This window comes from Priestia sp. FSL H7-0729 (genome assembly GCF_038005685.1).
Classification (GTDB): domain Bacteria; phylum Bacillota; class Bacilli; order Paenibacillales; family Paenibacillaceae; genus Paenibacillus.
The window spans coordinates 617,243-637,986 of record NZ_JBBOTQ010000001.1; the positions used below are offsets into that span (position 1 = coordinate 617,243).

The window sequence follows — 20,744 nt, forward strand, 5'->3', positions numbered from 1 at the left end:
AATGGTTTTGGCCCGTGTTTTTTTACAGGATTTCACGAAAAAATCATACATTTTTTGCATCCTTATTGGAATTCCTACCGTGTCATTTTGATCCGGTATTGCTTAGGTGTATCACCGGTATATTCTTTAAAAAGTTTGCAAAAGTAACCTTCATTGACAATGCCTACTTCCTCGCACAATTCCAATAATGAATAATCCCGGACATTTAACAACTCGAGAGCGAGGTTGATTTTTTTACGGTTGATGTAGCTAATCACACCTTCGTTCATTGTTTTTTTGAATAAGCTGCTAAAATACGATGGCGCTAGATTCACTTCCTCCGCAATGGCCTCCAGCGTTAAACGCTGTTTCAGGTTTTTCTCTATAAAATGAATAGCACTCATGATTTCTGCACGATGTAATCGTTGGCCTGCATGCACATATTCGAATGTGAAATCGCCAATGTAGGCGAGCTGCTCTTGAAATGCCATATATTCCATAGGGAATTCTGCTACTTCCGTGGTCAACTTGTTACCCGATTTAAACTTTAAGGTAATCTCTCTGTACAAGTCTCTAATCATGGGCGCCATGATGGATTTGTGGATTCTATGGTCCGAAACAAATTGCAACAGTTCGGCAAGTGCATTGTCCAGCTCTTCCTTGGAAATCTTTCGTTTCAGCCGTATAAGAAAATCATTCACCTTTTGCTGAAAGTCTGCTTTTTTGTCATTATGGTATTGGAACCGATGCATCGGTGTTTTGACTACTTTTTCGGTATGATAATAGAAATCCTCACTCACATTTTTAGCTTCCGTGTATGCCTGTTTGATCGATTCCCAGCCTCGGTGTGGACCTCCAAAAGCGACGGATACCCTTTGATTCAAATATTGATGCAAATGAGTGATGATCTGCCCTCCCAAGGATAGGCAAGCATATTCCGTTTCCATATCACTGCGGTTATTTTCCCAGGATAAAAAGCCAATAAACCGATTATCAGACAGATCCGCAGCTACACCACTGCCACCACTCATCACCGTTTCTTCGATGATATTCGTAATCGCATATTTCAAGATGTTTTGATCAGCGGCAGCGTATTCGTTTCGGAAACTTTCATACGTATTCATCTCAACGATGAAGCAGCAATAGTTGGCTTGAAAGAAATGAAACTGCATGCGATTGGCAAAATCCGATGCCCGATGAGAAGGAATTTCACCCCGGATCAGTTCGTTAAAAAATTGCTTACGGACTCTATATTTATTTTCAAGTACGGATACGTTTAACGAGTGAAATTCCGCTTCTTTTTTCTCAAACTCATTTAAAATTCCAGCTGCCTTATCCAATGCTCGATTCAGATCGGCTTCCCTTAGCGGAACCTTTACAATATACTCCAATACGTTGGCTTGAATAGCTCGCTGGGCGTATTCAAAGGATGAATAGGCGGTCAAAAGTATGTACTGGGTATGGGGGAGTTCCGCCTTGAGCTGCTCAATCATGGAGATTCCGTCCATTCGCGGCATAACGATATCGGATATGACGATATCCGGCTTAAGTTTGATGATCTCCTCGATCCCATTCAGCCCATTATTTGCTTTTCCCACTAGAACAAATCGCTTATCCCTATGAGATAGCTCACTAAAAAACAATTCCAATCGTTGAATGATCAGGTCTTCATCGTCAACAATGAAGCAGGTATACTCTTTCCCCATTATGCATCTCCTTTTTGCAATTCTGCCGGGAATAATGCGCGTATGCGGGTTATTTCCTTAGGTATGCTAATGATATCCAGTCCGAATTGATCTCCGTAGTGAAGTCTTATTCGACCATGAATATTATTCAACCCGATTCTTTTTCTTTTCACGTCCTCTTCACTCGGTTCTGAGATTAAAATATGCTTTAATTTGTCGGCTGCAATTCCCTCACCTTGGTCAACAACTTCTATGATCACGATACCGTCTTCCCTGTACGCATGAATCGTAATAGGACCTTCAATTCCCCCACCGTTATAACCATGGAAGATACTATTCTCCACAAGAGGCTGCAGCAGCATTCGGAAAACTGGAAAATCAAGTAACCCTACTTCAATATCTTCAATCAAATTGAAGTTTCGGTTATACCGAATGTTCTGGATCTCGATATAGTCCGCTACATTACGTAATTCTTGACGTAGGGAAACCTTCTCAGAAGCATCGTCTATCCCGTATTCTAATAATGAAATAAGCGACCCGATCACTACATCTACTTTCTCTATTTGTCCGAGACGTATCACATTGCTGATCGAACCAAGCGTGTTATACAGAAAATGTGGATTGATTTGAGACTGTAACACCTGGATTTCCAGCTTCCGCTCAAGTTCATTATGAAGCTCGGCTCGGCGAATCAGTTCAACAATTTGCTGTAACATCCGATCGAATGCTCGTGAGAGATCTCCGAACTCATCGTTTCGGTTGATGGTTATTGTCGTTGTGAGGATGCCTTGCTCTACCTGCTTCATTTTTGTTTTGAGTGTATAGAGTGGTTTTCTTATAAATTTGGCAACCATAAAAGAAATGAACAAACTTAAAAGAAGACCTGCAGCCAGAAGCTCAATATAATAGGTTTCCAATCTGGATAACGCTGCTTTCAAACGTGATTCATCGTTGATCGAGATGATGGTCCAGTTGAATTTCTCCGTTGGTTTCTTCAAAAGGGAGACGGGAATGCCATCCTTCGTATGCACTTGAAGGGTGGTTTCTGACGTATCCAAAATTTCTTCCGCTGACGTCTCTCCGATTGAAAACGTATGATCTTGAATACTAAGGGGTCCTTTATTTTCAGAAAATCCGGCAATGATCTTCCCTGACGCGGTGATTAGAGCCAGATTCATTTGTTCCTGTTTATTAATCTTGAACAAGGTTTCTTCAATGGCATTTAGATCCAGATCAACCGCAATGGCCATAGGAAACGGAGCACCGTTCAGATATCGAACCATTGTAACAGTCCAGCCGGAGTACTTTGATTTGTATGGTTCACTAACAAAGGTAGTCCTTTTATTTTTGTCAGCCGCATCATACAAAGGCTCCCTTTCCGATAAAGGTTCATCGAATATTCGTGTAGGTGCACTTCCGCCTAGAATGGATAAATCGCTTTTGATCAAATAAATATTACTAACATAATTACTGTTGAGTTCATAAAGCTCTCTTAATTGCTCTTTTATCACTTCAGTATTGTTAATGTTGGCTTTCACCGAAGTTTCAACCGAGAAGAGGATCGTTTGGAAGGAGGAAAAATTAACGGTAAAGTACTGGTCCACCTTGTCTAATATTTGATTGGTGTAATAAATATCATTGGTTCGTATCTCTTTTTGGACATAGCGATAAGATAATTGGCTTATCAAGAGGATGCAACCCAATACAAATGCAAACACGATAAAAAATAATTTTAAAGGCAAGCTGATTCTTCTTCGCATGGATCATCTTCCTTTTAGTTCCGTTTTGTACTAAGAATAGCATATGCGAATAAAGAGAGGGGCTACGAATAGCCACTCTCTCTTTGTTTATTTTTACTTGATGAGGCCGGCATCTTTAAATTGCTGGGTGGCTGTTTCCTTATACTTCTGCATATCAAACTTGGTATCCAACGTTTGGAGAAAATTGTCCCAGTTGGAAAGAGGTTCTTTGCCCGTCATAAATTTAACCAAGCTTTCATTAATGAACCGTTGGCGGTCAGCATCCAAGGTGTCGCTCGGGTCTGGGGTCAATAAATTACCGGGCAACGTTGGCCCCACATATTGCTGATTGTTCTTGAAAGCTTCCGCCGTCTTCGGATTCTGGAAGCTGAAGTACTCCGCATCATCACCACGGCGCGGCATTCTATAATGATCGACCCACAGGTACTTCTCTTTCATTTCCTTCGATAACTCGGAGGTTTTATTTTTGATCTTGCCATCTACTACATCCCAATGAATGCCTTTGATTCCGTATGCAAAATTCGGGTAGGCTTCTTCGTCCGTAAAGAGATAATTCAACATGGATAAGATGCGAATGATTTTTTCCTCGTCCGCTTTTGCGGATACGGCCCATGAATTGCCCTGGAATGATTTTCTCTCTACAATCTGATCCCCGTAAGGACCTTTCATCGGAGGAATAACGATCCATTCAGGCACCTCTCCGCTAATTTCTTTCATTTTCTGTTGATAATCCGGCTCCAGCCTGCGAGCATCTCTGATCATGAAGCCAACTTTACCCTTAAACATCTTTTGGTCCAACAGATCAGGCGAATTCATTGTTACCCAGTCCGGGTCAACGACCTTGGCTGCCATCATTTTATTAATGTAAGCAAGTGCCTCTTTCATTTTGGGATCGATAAACAGAAATACCGGTTCATTATCTTTTATCTCAACGGCCGAAGGAGGATTAACGCCAAACATCCACATCAAGCTATCAAAGCCGTAGGTTTGTAGATTGCCTTCTTTATTCATACCGCCGATGAATCCGTACGTATCGTTTTTGCCATTACCGTCCGGATCTTTCTCTGTAAAGGCTTTCATAACTTCGAACAACTCATCAGGTGTCGTTGGTACTTCCATATTCAGCTTTTTCAGCCAATCGTTACGGATGAAGAAGCTTCGACTAATACCGTTTACATTATCATAACCTGGAACTCCAATGGTTTTCCCTTGATAGGACATCGCCTCCCAGGAGTCATTGCCAAACCGTTTCTGTAATTCAGGAAACTGATCCAGATAAGGTGTCAAATCCGCAAGCACGCCTTGATCGTAATATTGCGCAAGATCAGCACGGCTCTTCAAGAAGAGCAAGTCTGGAATATCTCCGCCTGCAATGAGTGTATTTAGTTTGGTTGTTGCTTGACCCGCTTGAGGAATCATCATATCCAAGTCGATGTTCATCTCTTGTTCCAACATTTGGCGTTGAATATCTTCATCCCGTGGAGGTACAGGAGCTGCAGCATTGAATGTACCTTGGTTAAACATGGAGATCTTCATTTTGGTTGCAAACTGGCCAGACTGGCCTTGCGAATTACTCGAGGTTGTCGATGTAACTTCTTCATTTCCCCCACAACCCGACAATAGCGTTCCAAGTCCTAAGATTGCCGACAGAATAGCAAATGAAATCTTTTTACGCTGCATATTGACCTCTCCTTTGCTTGTATATTATCACGGTTTCCCCGTAATAAGTTAGGTTGGAACACCTTTTATCCTTTAACGGATCCCAGGAGCACACCTTTGGTAAAATGCTTTTGCAAAAATGGATAAACGATCAATATCGGGACCGTAGTTACAACAACTGTAGCCATCTGCACAGCGAACGTACTGACAGCGCCGGAATTGGCGAGTGAATCAGCGTTTTGTGTTGCCACGTTAAGCAGGATATTGCGCAAAATCACTTGAAGTGGCATGTAGTTGGAATCATTAATATATACAATGGCATCGAAATAACTGTTCCAATGCCCGACTGCGTAAAACAAGGAAATGGTTGAAAGCACGGGTAACGACAGAGGTAAAATGATCCGCCATAACGTCTGAAGCTCACTGGCACCGTCTACCCTCGCGGATTCCTCGATTTCACCAGGTAGTTGCTCAAAAAATCCTTTAATGATCACCAGATTAAATGCACTAATGAGATTGGGAATAATCAATACCCACGGACTATTTAACAATCCGAGAGAACGAATTAGTAGATAGGTCGGAATTAACCCACCGCTGAACATCATGGTAAATACAATGAAGAGTAAAAACGGACTTCTTCCGGGCAAATATTTTTTGGATAACGGATATGCCGCGATTACTGTAAAAAATACATTTAACGCAGTCCCTACAATCGTTCGAAACAACGTAATTTTATACGCCTGCCAGATCCCCTGAGAAACGAATACTTCTTTATAGGCCAGTAAAGTAAAGGATTCGGGTATAATCACAATCCCTCTTCTTAATACTTCCGACTCTGGCGTTACGGAGACAGCAACCACATATAGGAAGGGCAGCACACAAAGTAGGGATAACAAAATAAGCATCACATAAACGACGGTTTGCCAGACTTTTTCACCAATTGTCATATGGATCATTCTAAAGACCACCTCACCAGATTTGCCCATCGAATTTTTTGGCGAGCTTATTCGCTGCCAACACCAAAGCAAATCCGATGACAGCTTTAAACAATCCTACAGCAGTAGCCAAGCCAATCTTGAGACGCTCCAACCCTTCACGGTATACCCATGTGTCGATAATGTCGATCTTCTCCTGGTTAAAGGTATTGGCAAACATGAAAATTTGGTCAAAACCCGCATCCAGGATATGGCTTAATTTAAGAATCAGCATCAGAATAATGACTCCTCGAATACCGGGTAACGTGATATGCCATAGCTGTCTCCATTTTGAAGCACCATCCATTCGCGCCGCTTCATATAAGCTTGGATCGATTCCAGCCAAGGCGGCAAGGTACAATATCGCTCCCCATCCAATGTCCTTCCATACTTCAGATAAGATGATCAGCAATCTGCCCCAGTCAGGTTCCGTTAGAAACGAGATGGGTTCAAAACCAAAATCCTTCATAATCATGTTAAAGAGACCATCGCCTGGGGCTAGTAAAGCCACAATAATTCCATACACAATGACCCATGACAGAAAATGAGGTAAATACGTGATGGTCTGTACGATTTTCTTAAACCATTGGCTATACACTTCATTGAGGAGTAAAGCAAGTACGATGGGCGCGGAGAATCCGAACAATAGCTTATACAGCGATATGATGATTGTATTTTTCATGATGTCCCAGAAATAAACGCCGTTCATAAAATCCGTAAAATTTTTGAATCCCACCCAGGGGCTATCCCATAGTCCCAAAGCCAGGTTGTAGTTTTTAAAAGCAATCATGATTCCCGCCATGGGAATGTATTTGAATACGGCAAAGTAAATTAAGGCTGGTAATAAGAGTGCATACATCACTTTGTGCTTTTGTATTGTCCTGATCCATGACTTTCGCTTTGTGGAGATGGGAACGGCGTCCGCTGCCAGTTTCGCTTGCATTTCATCACCTCGTCTTTGTTTGTATTTGTATAATAGCACCCGCCTATCGGATAAATTTCTGAAATTTCTAGAATTTCTTATAAGATTTTAAGGATGTGTACCAGGGATCCTTTCAACACGTAAGTCCAGGCAAGCTGGGCAAAAACTTGTTCTAATAAAATATAAAAAAAGCCGCTAAAATAGCGACTTTCATTGGCGGTTATATTCTTATCCCTTATTGATATAACTGGATATTATTTTGGTGATCTATACTTCTCCCCAAAAAATCTCAGTTTCATAGTCGAATGCAACAATCCCCTCTTGATTATTTTTATCAAATAAATTCCGCAGTTCTGACATCATAGGATCGTAATTTGCATGCCCGGGTGCAGGGCTGTAGGAAGATGATAGCAACCGGCCTTTCAATCCCTCAAAATCGAACTCCTGACTCATCCTGAATCGCATCTCATGCATTGAACCTTCCTTGAAAAAAGAGAGCAGCATCGTTTGAGAAATATTTTTATGATTAACTTTTTGGTAGTCGGTACCATATGTATGGAGCAGTTGATTGTACTCTTCACGAAAGGGAGTACCGTGTGTAATACGTGAATTCCAGATGAGTATTACTCTCCCGCCTGGCCGTAGAATTCTGCGAAACTCGATTTGGGCTGCGGATCGATCGAACCAGTGAAATGCCTGAGCGCAGACAATAAAATCAACCGACTGATCAGGTAACCCAGTAGATTCTGCAGAACCTGCTATACTTACGAATTGCGGACTGCTTTTTAACGTTTCCTCGGCGGCTTCCCGCATAGCTTGATTTGGCTCGACCGCTATTACATAGCTTCCGCGTTCCAGTAGTAGCTTTGAGATGATCCCAGTACCTGAACCGATGTCTGCTATATTACTGTTCACATCTAAACCGACTACGTCGTACAAATGGTCAATAGCCTCTATTGGATAGCTCGGGCGGTATTTCAAATACGAATCGACCCGGCTCGTAAACCGTTCTTCACTGTTCATCGATCGTCACGCTCCCATCAATATTTTTTTGGTCCATGAGCTGCGTTTATCTTGGCTGTATTGACGTTCTAGTACATTCATCGGAATGGATTCCTCCTAAGTAGAAATAGCGGTGCCATATATGGCTTTTTTAATTGCACCATAGCGTACATCCTCATATTGCCTTATGAAAAGAAAAGACTCCTTACGGAGTCTTTTCTGTCGATGATTAACGCGCCGCTCAAACCATTCATTATAAGAGACAACTACCTTACTTCTCCGATGGGAGCGGTGTAAAGAGCAGATTAACCGGCAGGTTGCTTCCTGGCGCGGCTGAGAACAGAATCGTTACGCTTTCTCCAATTGATCCGGTGCGGTAAAGAACGCTTTGTTCACTTGAATTGGCAACCGCAACGTTACCTTCGGCAATCGATACCAACTGGTTGTTCACCAGCGCTACTCCGGAGTACTTCCCTCCACGAGGATTAAATGAGATTAGCGTACGCGGTGCAACATTGGTCAGCGTGATTTTGTACAATACGCCAAAATTACCGGCATTGGATGCATCTGTGTAAGCCATCGGATCTGTTCCTACCAGATTGGGATCGCTTGAATTGTCACCAAGTGGCAGACGGGCCGGTTTGAGTCCCACGTGCTCATCGTACTTTATGATGCGAGTCGCGTTCGGGTACGTCCCCCGGTTATGCACTCCGTCACGATCAAGCACGGGAAGCAATGGCAACGCTTCGAACGGATCTTTATTTTCTTCCACCAGGATAACGTTATAGTCTAAGGAATAATCACTATATGCATCCGAATAGAGAGAGATGACTTGTCCTTCTTTCATCGGCGTTTTATTAAGTTCGGTCAAAATCAATTTGCTTTCCCCAGGTTGTAGGTACTCTTTCTTTTGATTTGCTCCAGTCTGAATGGACTTGAACCATTTATCAATAGAGAGTTTCCCTGCTACGGTAGCATACGGAGTAGGTCCAGCAAAGCCCATATTTTGTTGTTCGAATACAGCCGGATTCGGGTTGTTATTGGTTGCAATCACATACATTTTTACTCTTTTGCCTGTATTGTTCACGTGGTGAATCATGAAACGGGTCTGTCCCGAAGATGATTCTTTATACACGATCCCTTCCGTATTCACGGTTTCCGGACTGTTGCTACGGATCAGCAAACTTGGCTCATCCATGTACGTATAAGGAACTTTCTCCATCGTAGTCACTTCGCCGCCGTTAAAGGTAAACTTCTGTCCTACCGGCGTGAAGAGTAAATTGAAGTCGGTAAATGAATATAATGTTTCATTGTTTATGGTAATGACTTTGGAGTACGTATTCGTAGCGCCGTGATTATCCGTAACTGTAAGTGTTATCGTTTTTGGACCCGGTTCAAAGAAAGCAAGTGAATTGTTCTCCCATACGGCTTTGACAATATTATTTTCATCATCTGTGCTTTGGTCTGTGTATGTTATTTTTTCGCCCATTTTATATTCTTCTTTATCCGTGGCGAACATGGCTACAGGAGGAAGATTAGGACTCAATACTTCAATGGTGATTGAATAGGGATCGCTCCATTGGCCGTTGGAATCCTGTACTTCATATGAAATCGTATATGTACCTGCTTGATCAAATGAATCCTGGCGACCTGTCCAGCGTTCGTCAACGATATCCATTCCATTGGGGGAACTGTTAGAAGTCACGTAGTCCACTTGATCACCCGCAAAGATCTCCTTTTGGGTAATGGTGAAGCTTGCAACAGGTTTCGTATTCAGATTCAGCACAACCGTCTTGGCTGACTGATTCACTTTATAGGTGATGTTCAGGGCTTGAGTAATAGAAGTTAACGGCACCATGAATGTACTTTTTTGCTGATAAGCAGGACCTTTCATCGTTCTTATTTCTCCATTTACCGTATAGTCCTTGCTGTTTGTCTTGAAGCGAAGTTCATCCTCACCACTAATGATGATCGTTTCTTTGGTTTTGTTATCGTATTTAACGCCGTATCCCACACGGTCAACCAGCGCACGGATGGCAACATAGGATACACCGTTTTTGACAGCCATGGGCTGGCCAGCAAGATACGTTTTACCATCCTGCTCCATTTTGTTGCTATTCATGTACAACGTCAGATTCCCACCTGCTGTTACAGGAGACATCCCATCAATGGAAGGTTGCTCTATTTGAGCTGGCGTAGCGGGTGCTTCTACCGTCTCAGGGGATTCCTCTTGAACCACTGGTTTCGTGCCTGTTTCGTTAGTAGTGGTGTCTCCCCCACCCACTGCAGGTTTCTCGCTATCTGTTTTGGATGTTGCCTCAGTACCGATCGAGGTTTGAGTGTCCTTGGCTTCAGTGGGCGGAGTATTAATAGATTTGTTATTGCTCTCCGTCTTCACTTCACGCTCTGCAATCGGCTGCTCTTGTTTTAACACCTCAACTGATTCCACATTGGTCGTGTTTACTGACACGGTGTCACCTTGCGGTGCTGATTGCGCACTCACAGAACCAACTGCAAATGCCTGAAAAACGGCTAAAGCGGTAAAAATGGATAATTTCTTCTTCATATTCATGCGTTGTCTTTGGCTCCTTCTACTCTCTAGTCATTTATTTACAACCCCTCAAAAACTCATAGTATTAGACGCTAGATTTAGGAAAAAGTTTCTAATTCAATTGTAACTTATGGAATATAGTGCAACTCTTTTTCAATGTTTGGTTATAAGTTCTTTGAATAAAAAGCGTCTTTTGAATAATCATCTTGATTTTGCACAAAATAATCCATGTCGCATTTCATAAAGAGGTGGATATATGACCCCAATCAATCAGGCATTCTCTGAATTAAAAATGAATATTTCTTATGTAGAGTATTCCCTTTACAATACCGACGATTTGAAACAACATTTGCTTCTACTCCATGGTGTACAGAGCGTGCTCCTCTATATCGATTCACTTGTAGATCAGGAGATCATTCAAACACATGTCTTAACAGCACTAAATGACCAAGCCCATTCGGAAATCTACCCATCGTTCACCACATTAGAAAGTCGAAAAGATACGGATCTGCAACATGGAATAGATTCAATTATTCAAGGTAAATGTCTATACATACTTGATGGATACTCGGAATTTTACATTCTTTCTACTGAGAAGATGTATGTCCGCAGTACAACTGAACCGGAAAACGAAGGTGTTATTCGAGGGCCGCACAATGGATTCATCGAGCAACTTTCCGTTAATTTGAATCTGCTTCGTAGACAAATTATTAGTCCATCTTTAATCGTTCGATATTTTAACGTTGGTGAGAAGACACACACCAAGATTGCAGTCGTATACCTTCAGGATTTGGCTAGTCCCGAGTTAGTAGAAGAGGTGAAAAAGCGGATCACATCGATATCTTCAGATATGGTGCTGGCTCCAGGATTTATAGAGGAGTTTATCGAGGATAATCCCTTTTCTCTCTTCCCTCAGCAACTCAGTACAGAAAGGCCAGACCGGGTTATTGCCAACTTGATGGAAGGACGTGTTGCGATACTTGCCGAAGGCAGTCCTTCAGCTCTTATCGCTCCTGTGACTTTTTTTGCATTTTACCAAAGTCCGGATGATTATCATGGTCGGTGGATTGTGAGTTCTTTTTTGAGATTGATTCGCATGATGAGTTTTATCATTGCATTTACATTACCTGCTGTTTATATTGCGACCATCTCCTTTCACTCCGCAATTTTACCAATTGAACTGGCACACACAATCAAAAAATCATTGCAAAATATCCCCTTTCCTGCACTTGTTGAGGCAATGTTGCTTGAACTGATCTTTGAAGTATTAAGAGAAGCCGGGGTTCGACTTCCGAGCCGAGTGGGCCAGACCATCGGCATTGTTGGCGGTTTGGTTATCGGAGATGCTATCGTTCGTGCAGGGCTTGTATCCTACACCATGATTATCGTGGTATCACTAACGGCTATCTCGTCATTTTTGGTACCTTCGCATGAGATGAGTTCGGCAGTACGTATTCTTCGCTTTCCAATGATGATTGGAGCGGCACTTTTTGGATATATCGGCATCGCATTTGGTCTGGTGATTCTAACCATTCATCTCTGTAAGCTGGAAAACTTCGGATCGCCTTATTTTGCTCCAGTGGCCCCTTTCCGATTAGCTGACATGAAAGATGTATGGATTCGATTTCCGATCTGGGCGCTTCGCGGGCGTCCTCATGATGCTCGTCCGCAGCGGCTGAATCAGCAGAAGTTCTCTAGGAGTTGGAAAAAACGTGAATAAGGAAACTACGATTACTCAGGGACAATTGTTCTTACTTATTATGAAATTTGAAATTGGTGTAGATATCTTGTCCCTCCCTTACCGTATACACCTTCTCTCTAAGGGCGGAGGGTGGATCTCTGTTTTCCTTGGAGGATTCCTGATTCAACTGGTCATCCTGTTGGGCTGGCTTTTGATGCGAAGATTCCCCAGTTCGTCCATTTATCAAATTGTAACGCTGATCATGGGTAAATGGATTGGCAAATTGCTGATCATTGCCTACGCTGGATATTTCCTATTAATGGGTACTTCTGTTCTGGTGAACGCCTACGGTGTGATTAACCGTTGGATGCTGCAGGATACACCTCGGTGGGCTATACTAGCCCTATTTTTGTTCAGCAGTATCTATTTGGTCCGGCAAAAATTACGAATCATCGCCCGGGTACTTGTTCTCATCTCCTTTTTGGTCTTGCCCATGATGGTATTGATCAGTTACGGACTCAAGGAAATCAATCTGTTATATCTTTTGCCTTTGTACGAAGCAGGATGGCCGAATATCATCAGTGGATCAACCGAAACATTAATGGCCATGTTTGGATTTGAGTTTTTTCTCGTCGTGTTTCCCATGGTTGAAGGTAGCAGCGGTGGCAAACTCAAGTCTGTTGCCTCTGCAAGTGCTGTAGTCGTTCTGTTATATGCATTTACCGTGTTTATATGTTCAACGGCTTTCAGCCCCCAGCAACTTGACTTAATGCCTGAACCCGTCATTTATTTACTCCGTTCTATCCCACTCGGGACAATGGACCGGGCCGATTTCCTGTTCCTCCCCATCTGGTTAATTTCAATTTTCGGGGCTATATGTGGCTACTACTATACAGCATCGTATGGGATAAGTTACCTCTTCAAACAAAAACACCATAAAAAAGCTGTGCCTTATGTTGTTCTTGCTTCTTGCGTAATTGCCTATCTGCCACAACAGCAAGAAAAACTTGAATTGATTAGTACGATTGCCAACAGATCAGCTTACTTTTTTCTCATGATCTTGCCTCTATTGCTATTGGCTCTATCTTATATAATGAAACGAAAAGAGAAGATGATATGAGTAAACAAGGAAAAATTCTTGTCCTCCTGTTCCTGCTCATGGTAATGACAGGGTGCTGGGATCAGGATAGTTTAAAAGATGCCAGACTGGCTAATGCCTCGGCCTTCGACATCACCTCAGAAGGTGAAATTAAACAGACGCTTGAAATTGTCGATGATTTTGAAAGTCAACAAGGGAGCAGCGTGAATGAAGTCCATTCAGGCAACGGAAGATCCGTACGTCAAAGCACGGATAGAATTCGCGCTAAAGTGACTGGTGATATAAGATTCTTTAAATATGGGATGATCTTATACGGAAACAAACTCGCACAAAATGATATCTACCCATACCTGGACGTCTTATATCGGGAACCTGATTACCCGACCTCACATGTCAAGATTGCAATTGTAGACGGCGATGCCGGAGATTTGTTACACCAAGAAAAAGTGGGCAGCATACTGATTGGGGAGTTTATTACCAAAAAAATTAAGAGTCTGGAGGAATTATGTATCTTTCCTGAGATGACATTAGAGAAACTTCTCCCTCCCATGCTGGATCCGGGACAGGATTTTACGTTGCCTTATCTATATAAGCATGGAAAGGAAATTGATGCTCGAGGAATCGCCCTGTTTCATGGGCAAAGGTTCAGTGGAAGTCTTAATACCGAACAGGCTCCCTTATACATTATTATGAGTGGTAAATGGAATAAAGCTGCGCGTTTTGTCAAAAAGGTTCACCCCGGGCCTTCCAACAACCCCCGGAACTATGTCACTTACGAAGCGAATATTGAACAAATTAAGCGCAAACTCACGGTAAAGGTGGCAAATGATAGCCAAATTGATGTGAATCTGCGTATCGAACTTCCAGTAACCATTGTGGAGTATGCAATGAATCATCTTCAGGAAAAAGACACGATCGATTCTCTGAATCGTAAGTTATCCGAAGATATGACTCAGGACGCAGAACATATTATCAAGACACTTCAGCAGAGCGGGTGTGATTCCTTTGGCATTGGCAGACATTTAATAGCCCATTACCCGAGCTTGTGGAAAAGCCTAGACTGGAATCAACAGTATGCCCAAGTTCGGTTTCATCCGGAAGTAAAGGTTAAAATAGTCGGCAAAGGTGTTTTAAACTAATGGCCTACTTCTGAAGTGCACCTCCTGGAACTTCATTGGTGCACTTGAAGTAGCGCTCAACCGGAATACATTCCTCAACAATGATATCGTATGGACCTTTTGATCACCTTCTCATTACTTCCTTACAACAGGAATCCACATTTCACCATATACCAAACCGTTTTTCTGTCCCATTTCAACCGTTGCATTCGGACCGCCAACGTAGGCATAATCCTGTTCCACGGGGAGAGCTTGACCAAAGGCAATGCCAGTAAGCATATTACTGAGCATATCTGCCGTCTCTGCTTCGCCCTTCACAATCAGGTATTCTCCCTTGGGAAATTGGATCACTCTCGTTGCTTCTGGCAGAGTTTCTTCTGTCATGACACCAGCATAATGCATCATTTTGTTATTCACGGCTTCGTTTACTGCAAAAATATAGTCATTAGTAGCCAGAGACTTTAATGTGTCCAGGCTTCCATCCTCCCTCACAGTGGACCAAAAATCCGCCTTCTCCTTGCTGATGCCAGCATAGTCTGTGTAGTCGCTTTTAAGCTCCGTTCCAATACCTAATACGATAAAGCTGTCTTTTTCTTCAAAATGATAATTACTCATTGTGTACACCATCCTCTTTCAATTTTCAATTAATTTGTGTTTTCACTTGATGAGTTTATAATAACCTTAAATCATGTCAGAATATGATACTGTTTAGGGGGCCTCATGAAAAAAGTTGAACGCATTAATGTCATCACGCGGTATATCAATAACCGTGCCCACTTTACCATCTCTGAAATCATGCGAGAATTTAACATTTCCCGTTCGACAGCCATTCGAGATATCAGAGAAATTGAAGCCATGGGAATGCCACTTGTCGCTGAAGTGGGGCGGGACGGCGGTTATTTTGTCATGAACAACTCCCTCCTGCCCACGGTCCGCTTTACCGATAATGAACTCAAAGCGTTATTCATTGCCTTTATGGCGACAAGAAATCAACAACTTCCTTATCTGAAGAGTCGTCAATCTTTGGCTGAAAAATTATTGGGCCTCATCTCAGAGAATCAGCAAGATGACCTTGTGCATCTGAATCAAATATTGCTTTTTGAGGGGACCAATCCCCATAATCCGGACTTGCTGGATCTGTCAGACCTGCCCCACCCTACCTTGGAAAAACTCATCCAAATACTTCTTATCGAACGTTATATGTTAGTTACTGTTCAGGAAGAGACGAAAACAAAGTCCTATCCCATTGTTCTCTTACACCTTCACCATCAAAAGGGCCATTGGATCATTGAAGGTTATGACCTGGAGGAAGAAAAGAGACGAATCATATCTGTCGACAACCTCATCCACGTCGAAGCATACCCGGCGAAAAAAAGACCAAGTACGAAAAAGATTGTAGAACAACTAAAACGAAATACGCAGGCAGAGGTCATCAACCTTGTTCTGGAACTTGGCCCAAAGGCAATTGCCCAATTCAAAAAGTACCATCCTATAAAATTTTCAATTGCCTATACGAATCCGTACCAAACGACAGCCCTCCTAAAGGCATGTACGAATGTCCATAACTCAGATGAAGTAAACGAAATCACCAATTGGTTGCTTTTTCTGGGTGAAGATATCAAGGTTGAGCAAATTCCGGATGAAGTGCTGACTTCTCTTCAAGAGAGATTGAGTTTATACCAAATGAAGAAGTGAGCATCAGTACAATAAACCAAAAAAAGCCGCTATTTGAGCGACTTATAATGGAATCCTATTTATTTTGTCTCACACCAATGCTTGGCAGGGTGTTCCTTCTATACTAAAAGTCAGCATTAGACTGAGCATGATTAGGTGTAGGTTGCGAGATTTTTTTGACAAGTAGAAAATAAGTAACAATGGCAATGACACTGGTCATTAATAAAGTAAGTCCTAACGGGACGGCAGTGTCCTCACCTGCGATACCGACCAGAGGAGCAACAAGTGCACCCAGAAGAAATGGAACAACGCCGAGCAGTGCTGCTGCACTTCCGGCCATCTTGGCTTGACTCTCCATGGCCAGCGGGAATGCCGCAGTGGACGTAATGCCGATTGAGCAAACGAAGAAGAACAATGGAATGACCAAAGCGAAAAGTGGACCATGAACAAGGGTTACCACCAAGGCAGCAACACTTGCTATTAGAGCAAGCCATAGCCCCGATAATAGAAGCGTCTGCTCAGGGATCCGTTTGGCCAAACGACCCACGATTTGAGATCCGATGATCAAGCTGATGCCGTTCGAAGCAAACAATATAGCAAATACTGTGGGTGTAACGCCATATATATTTTGGTAAATAAATGGTGTTCCTGCTACATAAGCAAACACCCCTGCCGTCATGATTCCCTGTGCGAGCATGTAGCCTACAAACGTGCGGTCACGCAGAAGCATTCTGTAATTGCCCAATTGCTGTTTGAAGTCGGGAACGATACGTCTTTCGACTGGATGTGTTTCTTTTAAGCTCCACTTTGTCATGATCAATAAGAAAATCCCCAGGAATGAGAGCGAGATAAACACGCCAATCCAAGTTGTGAAGGAAAGAATGCCACTTCCCGCAATCGGTGCTGCCAAAGGCCCCAAATTCCCTACAAGCAACAGCAAAGAGAAAAATTTAGTGAGCTCATGTCCACTATACAGATCTCTAGCTATCGCACGGGAAATAACAATTCCTGCTGATGCCGCAAATCCTTGCGTGAAACGAAATAAAATCAATAGTCCGATATTCGGAGCAAACGCACATGCCAAGGAACAAATAATGTAGGCTGCCATGCAGATCAACAATGGTCTACGTCTACCGTACGCGTCACTCAAAGGACCCATAACGAGTTGTCCTACACCTAGTCCTAACAAACAAGCAGTAAGACTAAATTGTACAAGTGATGCCGTTGTATTCATATTTTGTGCAATCTCCGGGAAAGCCGGTAAATACATATCAATCGTAAATGGACCTAATGTAGAAAATAAACCTAGTAGTATTGCGAGTCCAAAAACATTCCAATTCGTGCTCTTCGCCATGATAAATAAAATCTCCAATTCCTCATATAATTTGCAAGCCTAATCGAGTATAAGTCATAGAGTTAACTGTAGGTCAAGTCTTTAGGTTATTAAAACCAAAAAAAGCCGCTTATTAAGCGACTTTGAATGGAAAACCATTAAATTGTGTAACTTCCCCGGCCTGAACCCATATGACTCATGATCATTTCGGCAGCTCGCTTGTAACCGCCAGCCTGCCTTAAAGATTCACCAATGAGGTAAGCCTGCCGTCTATAAAGTGAATTGTGTAGCACTTCTGTTAATGCCTCTCTCAAATTAGTTGCACTGAGGTTATGTTTATTTAAAGTAATACCCGCGCCCAGCTCCTGTACCCGATTGGCGACAAGAGGCTGATCCGATGTTAATGGAATCATCACCATCGGAACGTTGTAATATAACGCCTCACTTGTGCTGTTCATTCCAGCATGTGTAATAAAAACATCGGTATGCTGCAGCATGTCCAACTGGGCAATGTAGGGCTTAACGATAAAATTAGGAGGTATTTGATCAGCCAGCGGCTCCATATCCGTGTATTTCCCTGATGATAGAACAACATTCACGGGTAGATCCCCTAATGCTTCAAAGCAAAGCTGATAGAAATCCAAATTTTTATTTAAAATCGTACCCATAGCAATGTAGACGGTTTGCGGGTAGCTTTCACGCAGCACCTCAAACGAGAAGCTCGGAGCATCTTGACGTGTTATGATCGAAGGACCCGTGAAAATAAATCGATCATCCAGCTTTTCTGCCTGCGGCTGAAAATAACGGCTGGTGTACACGAGCTTTAACTGACCTGCATGTGCCGGAATCTCTTCTATGGCTGGAATACTCACTTGAAACTCTTCGGCTAACTCCGTTGCGATCTTCATCGTAGCCTCATAAAGCTCCTTCGTCTCCGTATCATTCAGAACTGAGCTTGACCCCAGAGGCTCCACAAAAGCAAAGGAAGCAATGGAGCACACCGCAGGAATTCTAAGTTTTTCTGCAAGAATAGCCCCTCCCCATCCCATCAAAGAATCAAAGATCATATAATCGAACTTTTGATCCTCTATCACCTGCAGCACATTGGGGATGATCCTCCGAATAATACCGCTTACCATCATATAAATGAACTGATAAGAATGCTTGTATTCCTGGGGTTTCAACACCGGATCATGAGAGAAGGCATCTTGTGGAAACGGATAGGTAATGATCTGAGCACCGGTTTGTTCAATTCGGGAACGGTACTCCTCCGTGCACACATAGACAACTTCCTCACCGTTGTCAATCAACTGAGTAACCAATCCTAAAGATGGATTCACATGTCCTTCAGCTGGAGTAATGACGACTAATACACGTGCCATCTTATCCACCTCCCAATGTAATTAGTCCCCCCGTTCTTCATGATGTATTTAACGACGCGGTCGTCATCCGTTACATGGAGATGTTATCCTTCACTTGGTTGATTGGATGATGTTCTTGATGAACGAGTTTGGTAATTTGTAGTGATGCTAAGAAACTTAACAAGACCCATAATAATTGCAGTGTTAACACGATGAAGACGCCAGTCGATATGCCCCACTGTAACGTTTCGGACAAGGCAATCAGTGCGCCACCGACTCCAATACTTACTCCCATATAAAAGGAATCCACAAATTGCAGATTCGCGGACATTTCTCCCTCTTTCCTGGGCAAGGCATGTTGTAAAGCAATGGCTGCCGTTGTAGGGTTGGCCAATCCAACACCGAACCCTGTAATCATTTGTGAGAGAAGGATGAGTATAATCCCGCCGTCCGTCAAAATAAGAGCCAGGATCACAAGTACAGTTCCAGCGATCATAATGCCAATGCCGGTCATGACCCTGCCCTTTCGGGCACGACCTTGATCTTGTGCATCAAGCTTGGCTTGCAACCACGCTGCGGCGGACCAGCTCAGAGAACCTGCTGCTACAATGAGGCCAGCAAGATCAGCTGATAACCCCTTCACTTCGGTTAGTGCCAAGATCACAAAACTTTCCGTTGTAAAATAACAAGCAACATATAGCCCTCTCGAAACTAAAGTAGCAGGCAATCCTTTTTGTACCGAGAAAGTGCCCATAGGCAGCAATTTACGCATTGGTGGGATCATGACGACTAATCCACCCAAAGTGAGCACTATGCCTTTCCAATCGGTTATCATACCAAGTCCTGTGAGTAACAGCCCCGTTCCAACGGCAAGCAGAATCGCATACATAATCTTTGAGTCCGTTGCTCGCGCTGGACCTGTCAGATCTTGCTGAAGCTGCAAATTACGGAAAGAACGGAATGTGAGACTGAGCGCTATTCCAATCAAGGGTAGAACGATCCAGAAAACATATCGCCACGAGATGTAGGAAGTAATAAGGCCTGCTGCATAAGGTCCGATTAAGGTAGGCAGGACAAATGCCATGGAGAATGCGGCCAGGATTTGAGTACGAAGTGTATCTGGATAATGTAACGTCACACAGGTATAAACGCATGTGATCAGGGCCCCCGCTCCAAAACCTTGAAGGGCTCTTCCGGCAATAAGCATGTACATATCGATAGAGACAGCGGAGACCACAGTTCCTAACACAAAAACACTAAAAGATATCAGCATGGATGTAAAAACGCCGCGCTTGTCAATCTGCTGACCCATAACCAAGGTTCCAATAAGCTGAGATAACAAAAATGCGCTGAAAATCCAACCATATAAATGAATACCTTCTAAACTTTGTGCCATCTTCGCGGCAATTGTCGTGATAGCCAGTCCTTCGAATGCTACGGTTGCCAGAACCAACATAATCCCTATTGTAGGCGCCCTGTACTGAGCATCAAAAATCCCAATCTGATTGTTATTTGTCTTCTACACCTCCATAATTTGTTGTTATTTATGGTAAATTAATCCTTTTAACTCCCTGAATATACATTAAGTGTTATACTATGTAAAGTTAAATGTTTAAAAAGTAAGATTATGGTTTAAAATTTGATTCCCATGTTCAATAGGAGATTTTGCTTGAAAATATGCCATTTTCATTACAGTCAATTCGGAGAAGTTCATCCTGCAGGATCCAGACATCTGTTTTTTCAACAAAGAAATGAAAGCCTCCAATGGATTGAACCAAAGCGGGATCGACTGGTGTAGCGCTCGCATTGATGCCAATTGTAAAAGCATCGGAGCCTCCTCCAACATATTTTGCGTAAATCCTAACATATTGGCCCTTTTCCAACTCCCATTCATTCTTAAAGGAATCGATTGCTTGATCAGATACTACAAATGAGATCATTGCTTT

At 42.8% G+C, this 20,744-nt stretch carries 16 protein-coding genes; 4 read left to right on the forward strand and 12 right to left on the reverse strand.

What is annotated here, in order from left to right:
* Nucleotides 1-74: 74 nt before the first annotated feature.
* From MHH93_RS02645 to MHH93_RS02675, 7 genes are all read right to left on the reverse strand, one after another.
* Complete coding sequence (locus tag MHH93_RS02645) at nucleotides 75-1,685, reverse strand: response regulator transcription factor (protein ID WP_500052663.1); 1,611 nt, start codon at nucleotides 1,683-1,685, stop codon at nucleotides 75-77.
* Nucleotides 1,685-3,424 (reverse strand): sensor histidine kinase, encoded by a 1,740-nt coding sequence (locus tag MHH93_RS02650; protein WP_500052664.1) that lies wholly within the window; start codon nucleotides 3,422-3,424, stop codon nucleotides 1,685-1,687. Before MHH93_RS02650 ends, MHH93_RS02645 begins: the two co-directional genes overlap by 1 nt.
* Nucleotides 3,425-3,517: 93 nt before the next feature.
* Nucleotides 3,518-5,104, reverse strand: coding sequence for an extracellular solute-binding protein (locus tag MHH93_RS02655; RefSeq protein WP_500052665.1), 1,587 nt, complete (start codon nucleotides 5,102-5,104; stop codon nucleotides 3,518-3,520).
* Between the two features lie 65 nt (nucleotides 5,105-5,169).
* A complete protein-coding gene (locus MHH93_RS02660; protein ID WP_500052666.1) occupies nucleotides 5,170-6,039 on the reverse strand; it encodes a carbohydrate ABC transporter permease in 870 nt (289 codons plus the stop codon).
* Between the two features lie 13 nt (nucleotides 6,040-6,052).
* Nucleotides 6,053-7,000 carry an ABC transporter permease gene (locus tag MHH93_RS02665; protein ID WP_500052667.1) on the reverse strand — a complete coding sequence of 316 codons (948 nt, stop codon included), beginning with the start codon at nucleotides 6,998-7,000 and terminating at the stop codon, nucleotides 6,053-6,055.
* A gap of 246 nt (nucleotides 7,001-7,246) precedes the next feature.
* Nucleotides 7,247-8,002: a class I SAM-dependent methyltransferase gene (locus MHH93_RS02670; RefSeq protein ID WP_500052668.1), complete on the reverse strand. Its 756-nt coding sequence runs from the start codon at nucleotides 8,000-8,002 to the stop codon at nucleotides 7,247-7,249.
* 250 nt (nucleotides 8,003-8,252) lie between these two features.
* Entirely contained in the window at nucleotides 8,253-10,553 is a 2,301-nt protein-coding gene (locus MHH93_RS02675) for a copper amine oxidase N-terminal domain-containing protein (protein ID WP_500052669.1), read from the reverse strand.
* 235 nt (nucleotides 10,554-10,788) lie between these two features.
* Here MHH93_RS02675 and MHH93_RS02680 point away from each other — a divergent pair, with 235 nt between their 5' ends.
* From MHH93_RS02680 to MHH93_RS02690, 3 genes are read left to right on the forward strand one after another with little or no spacing between them, the layout of a single operon-like run.
* A complete protein-coding gene (locus tag MHH93_RS02680) occupies nucleotides 10,789-12,252 on the forward strand; it encodes a spore germination protein (RefSeq protein ID WP_500052670.1) in 1,464 nt (487 codons plus the stop codon).
* Nucleotides 12,245-13,333 carry a GerAB/ArcD/ProY family transporter gene (locus tag MHH93_RS02685; RefSeq protein ID WP_500052671.1) on the forward strand — a complete coding sequence of 363 codons (1,089 nt, stop codon included), beginning with the start codon at nucleotides 12,245-12,247 and terminating at the stop codon, nucleotides 13,331-13,333. Before MHH93_RS02680 ends, MHH93_RS02685 begins: the two co-directional genes overlap by 8 nt.
* Nucleotides 13,330-14,451: a Ger(x)C family spore germination protein gene (locus MHH93_RS02690; RefSeq protein ID WP_500052672.1), complete on the forward strand. Its 1,122-nt coding sequence runs from the start codon at nucleotides 13,330-13,332 to the stop codon at nucleotides 14,449-14,451. The genes MHH93_RS02685 and MHH93_RS02690 overlap by 4 nt, the downstream gene beginning before the upstream one ends.
* Before the next feature lie 114 nt (nucleotides 14,452-14,565).
* Here the strand turns inward: MHH93_RS02690 and MHH93_RS02695 are convergent, their stop codons facing one another.
* Nucleotides 14,566-15,045 carry a GyrI-like domain-containing protein gene (locus tag MHH93_RS02695; RefSeq protein ID WP_500052673.1) on the reverse strand — a complete coding sequence of 160 codons (480 nt, stop codon included), beginning with the start codon at nucleotides 15,043-15,045 and terminating at the stop codon, nucleotides 14,566-14,568.
* 105 nt (nucleotides 15,046-15,150) lie between these two features.
* On the opposite strand from MHH93_RS02695, the gene MHH93_RS02700 reads away from it, so the two are divergent.
* Nucleotides 15,151-16,125, forward strand: coding sequence for a helix-turn-helix transcriptional regulator (locus tag MHH93_RS02700; protein ID WP_500052674.1), 975 nt, complete (start codon nucleotides 15,151-15,153; stop codon nucleotides 16,123-16,125).
* Between the two features lie 103 nt (nucleotides 16,126-16,228).
* Here MHH93_RS02700 and MHH93_RS02705 read toward each other — a convergent pair whose 3' ends face one another.
* The 4 genes from MHH93_RS02705 to MHH93_RS02720 all read right to left on the reverse strand — a co-directional run bounded on the left by MHH93_RS02705 (nucleotide 16,229) and on the right by MHH93_RS02720 (nucleotide 20,738).
* Nucleotides 16,229-17,458 carry a multidrug effflux MFS transporter gene (locus MHH93_RS02705; protein ID WP_500052675.1) on the reverse strand — a complete coding sequence of 410 codons (1,230 nt, stop codon included), beginning with the start codon at nucleotides 17,456-17,458 and terminating at the stop codon, nucleotides 16,229-16,231.
* 137 nt (nucleotides 17,459-17,595) lie between these two features.
* On the reverse strand, nucleotides 17,596-18,819 hold the full coding sequence (locus tag MHH93_RS02710; RefSeq protein ID WP_500052676.1) for a macrolide family glycosyltransferase: 1,224 nt from the start codon (nucleotides 18,817-18,819) through the stop codon (nucleotides 17,596-17,598).
* Between the two features lie 70 nt (nucleotides 18,820-18,889).
* The gene (locus MHH93_RS02715; protein WP_500052677.1) at nucleotides 18,890-20,254 is read right to left on the reverse strand and encodes an MFS transporter; all 1,365 of its coding nucleotides are present in this window, start codon (nucleotides 20,252-20,254) and stop codon (nucleotides 18,890-18,892) included.
* 196 nt (nucleotides 20,255-20,450) lie between these two features.
* Complete coding sequence (locus MHH93_RS02720) at nucleotides 20,451-20,738, reverse strand: HesB/YadR/YfhF family protein (protein ID WP_500052678.1); 288 nt, start codon at nucleotides 20,736-20,738, stop codon at nucleotides 20,451-20,453.
* Between the last annotated feature and the right edge of the window lie 6 nt (nucleotides 20,739-20,744).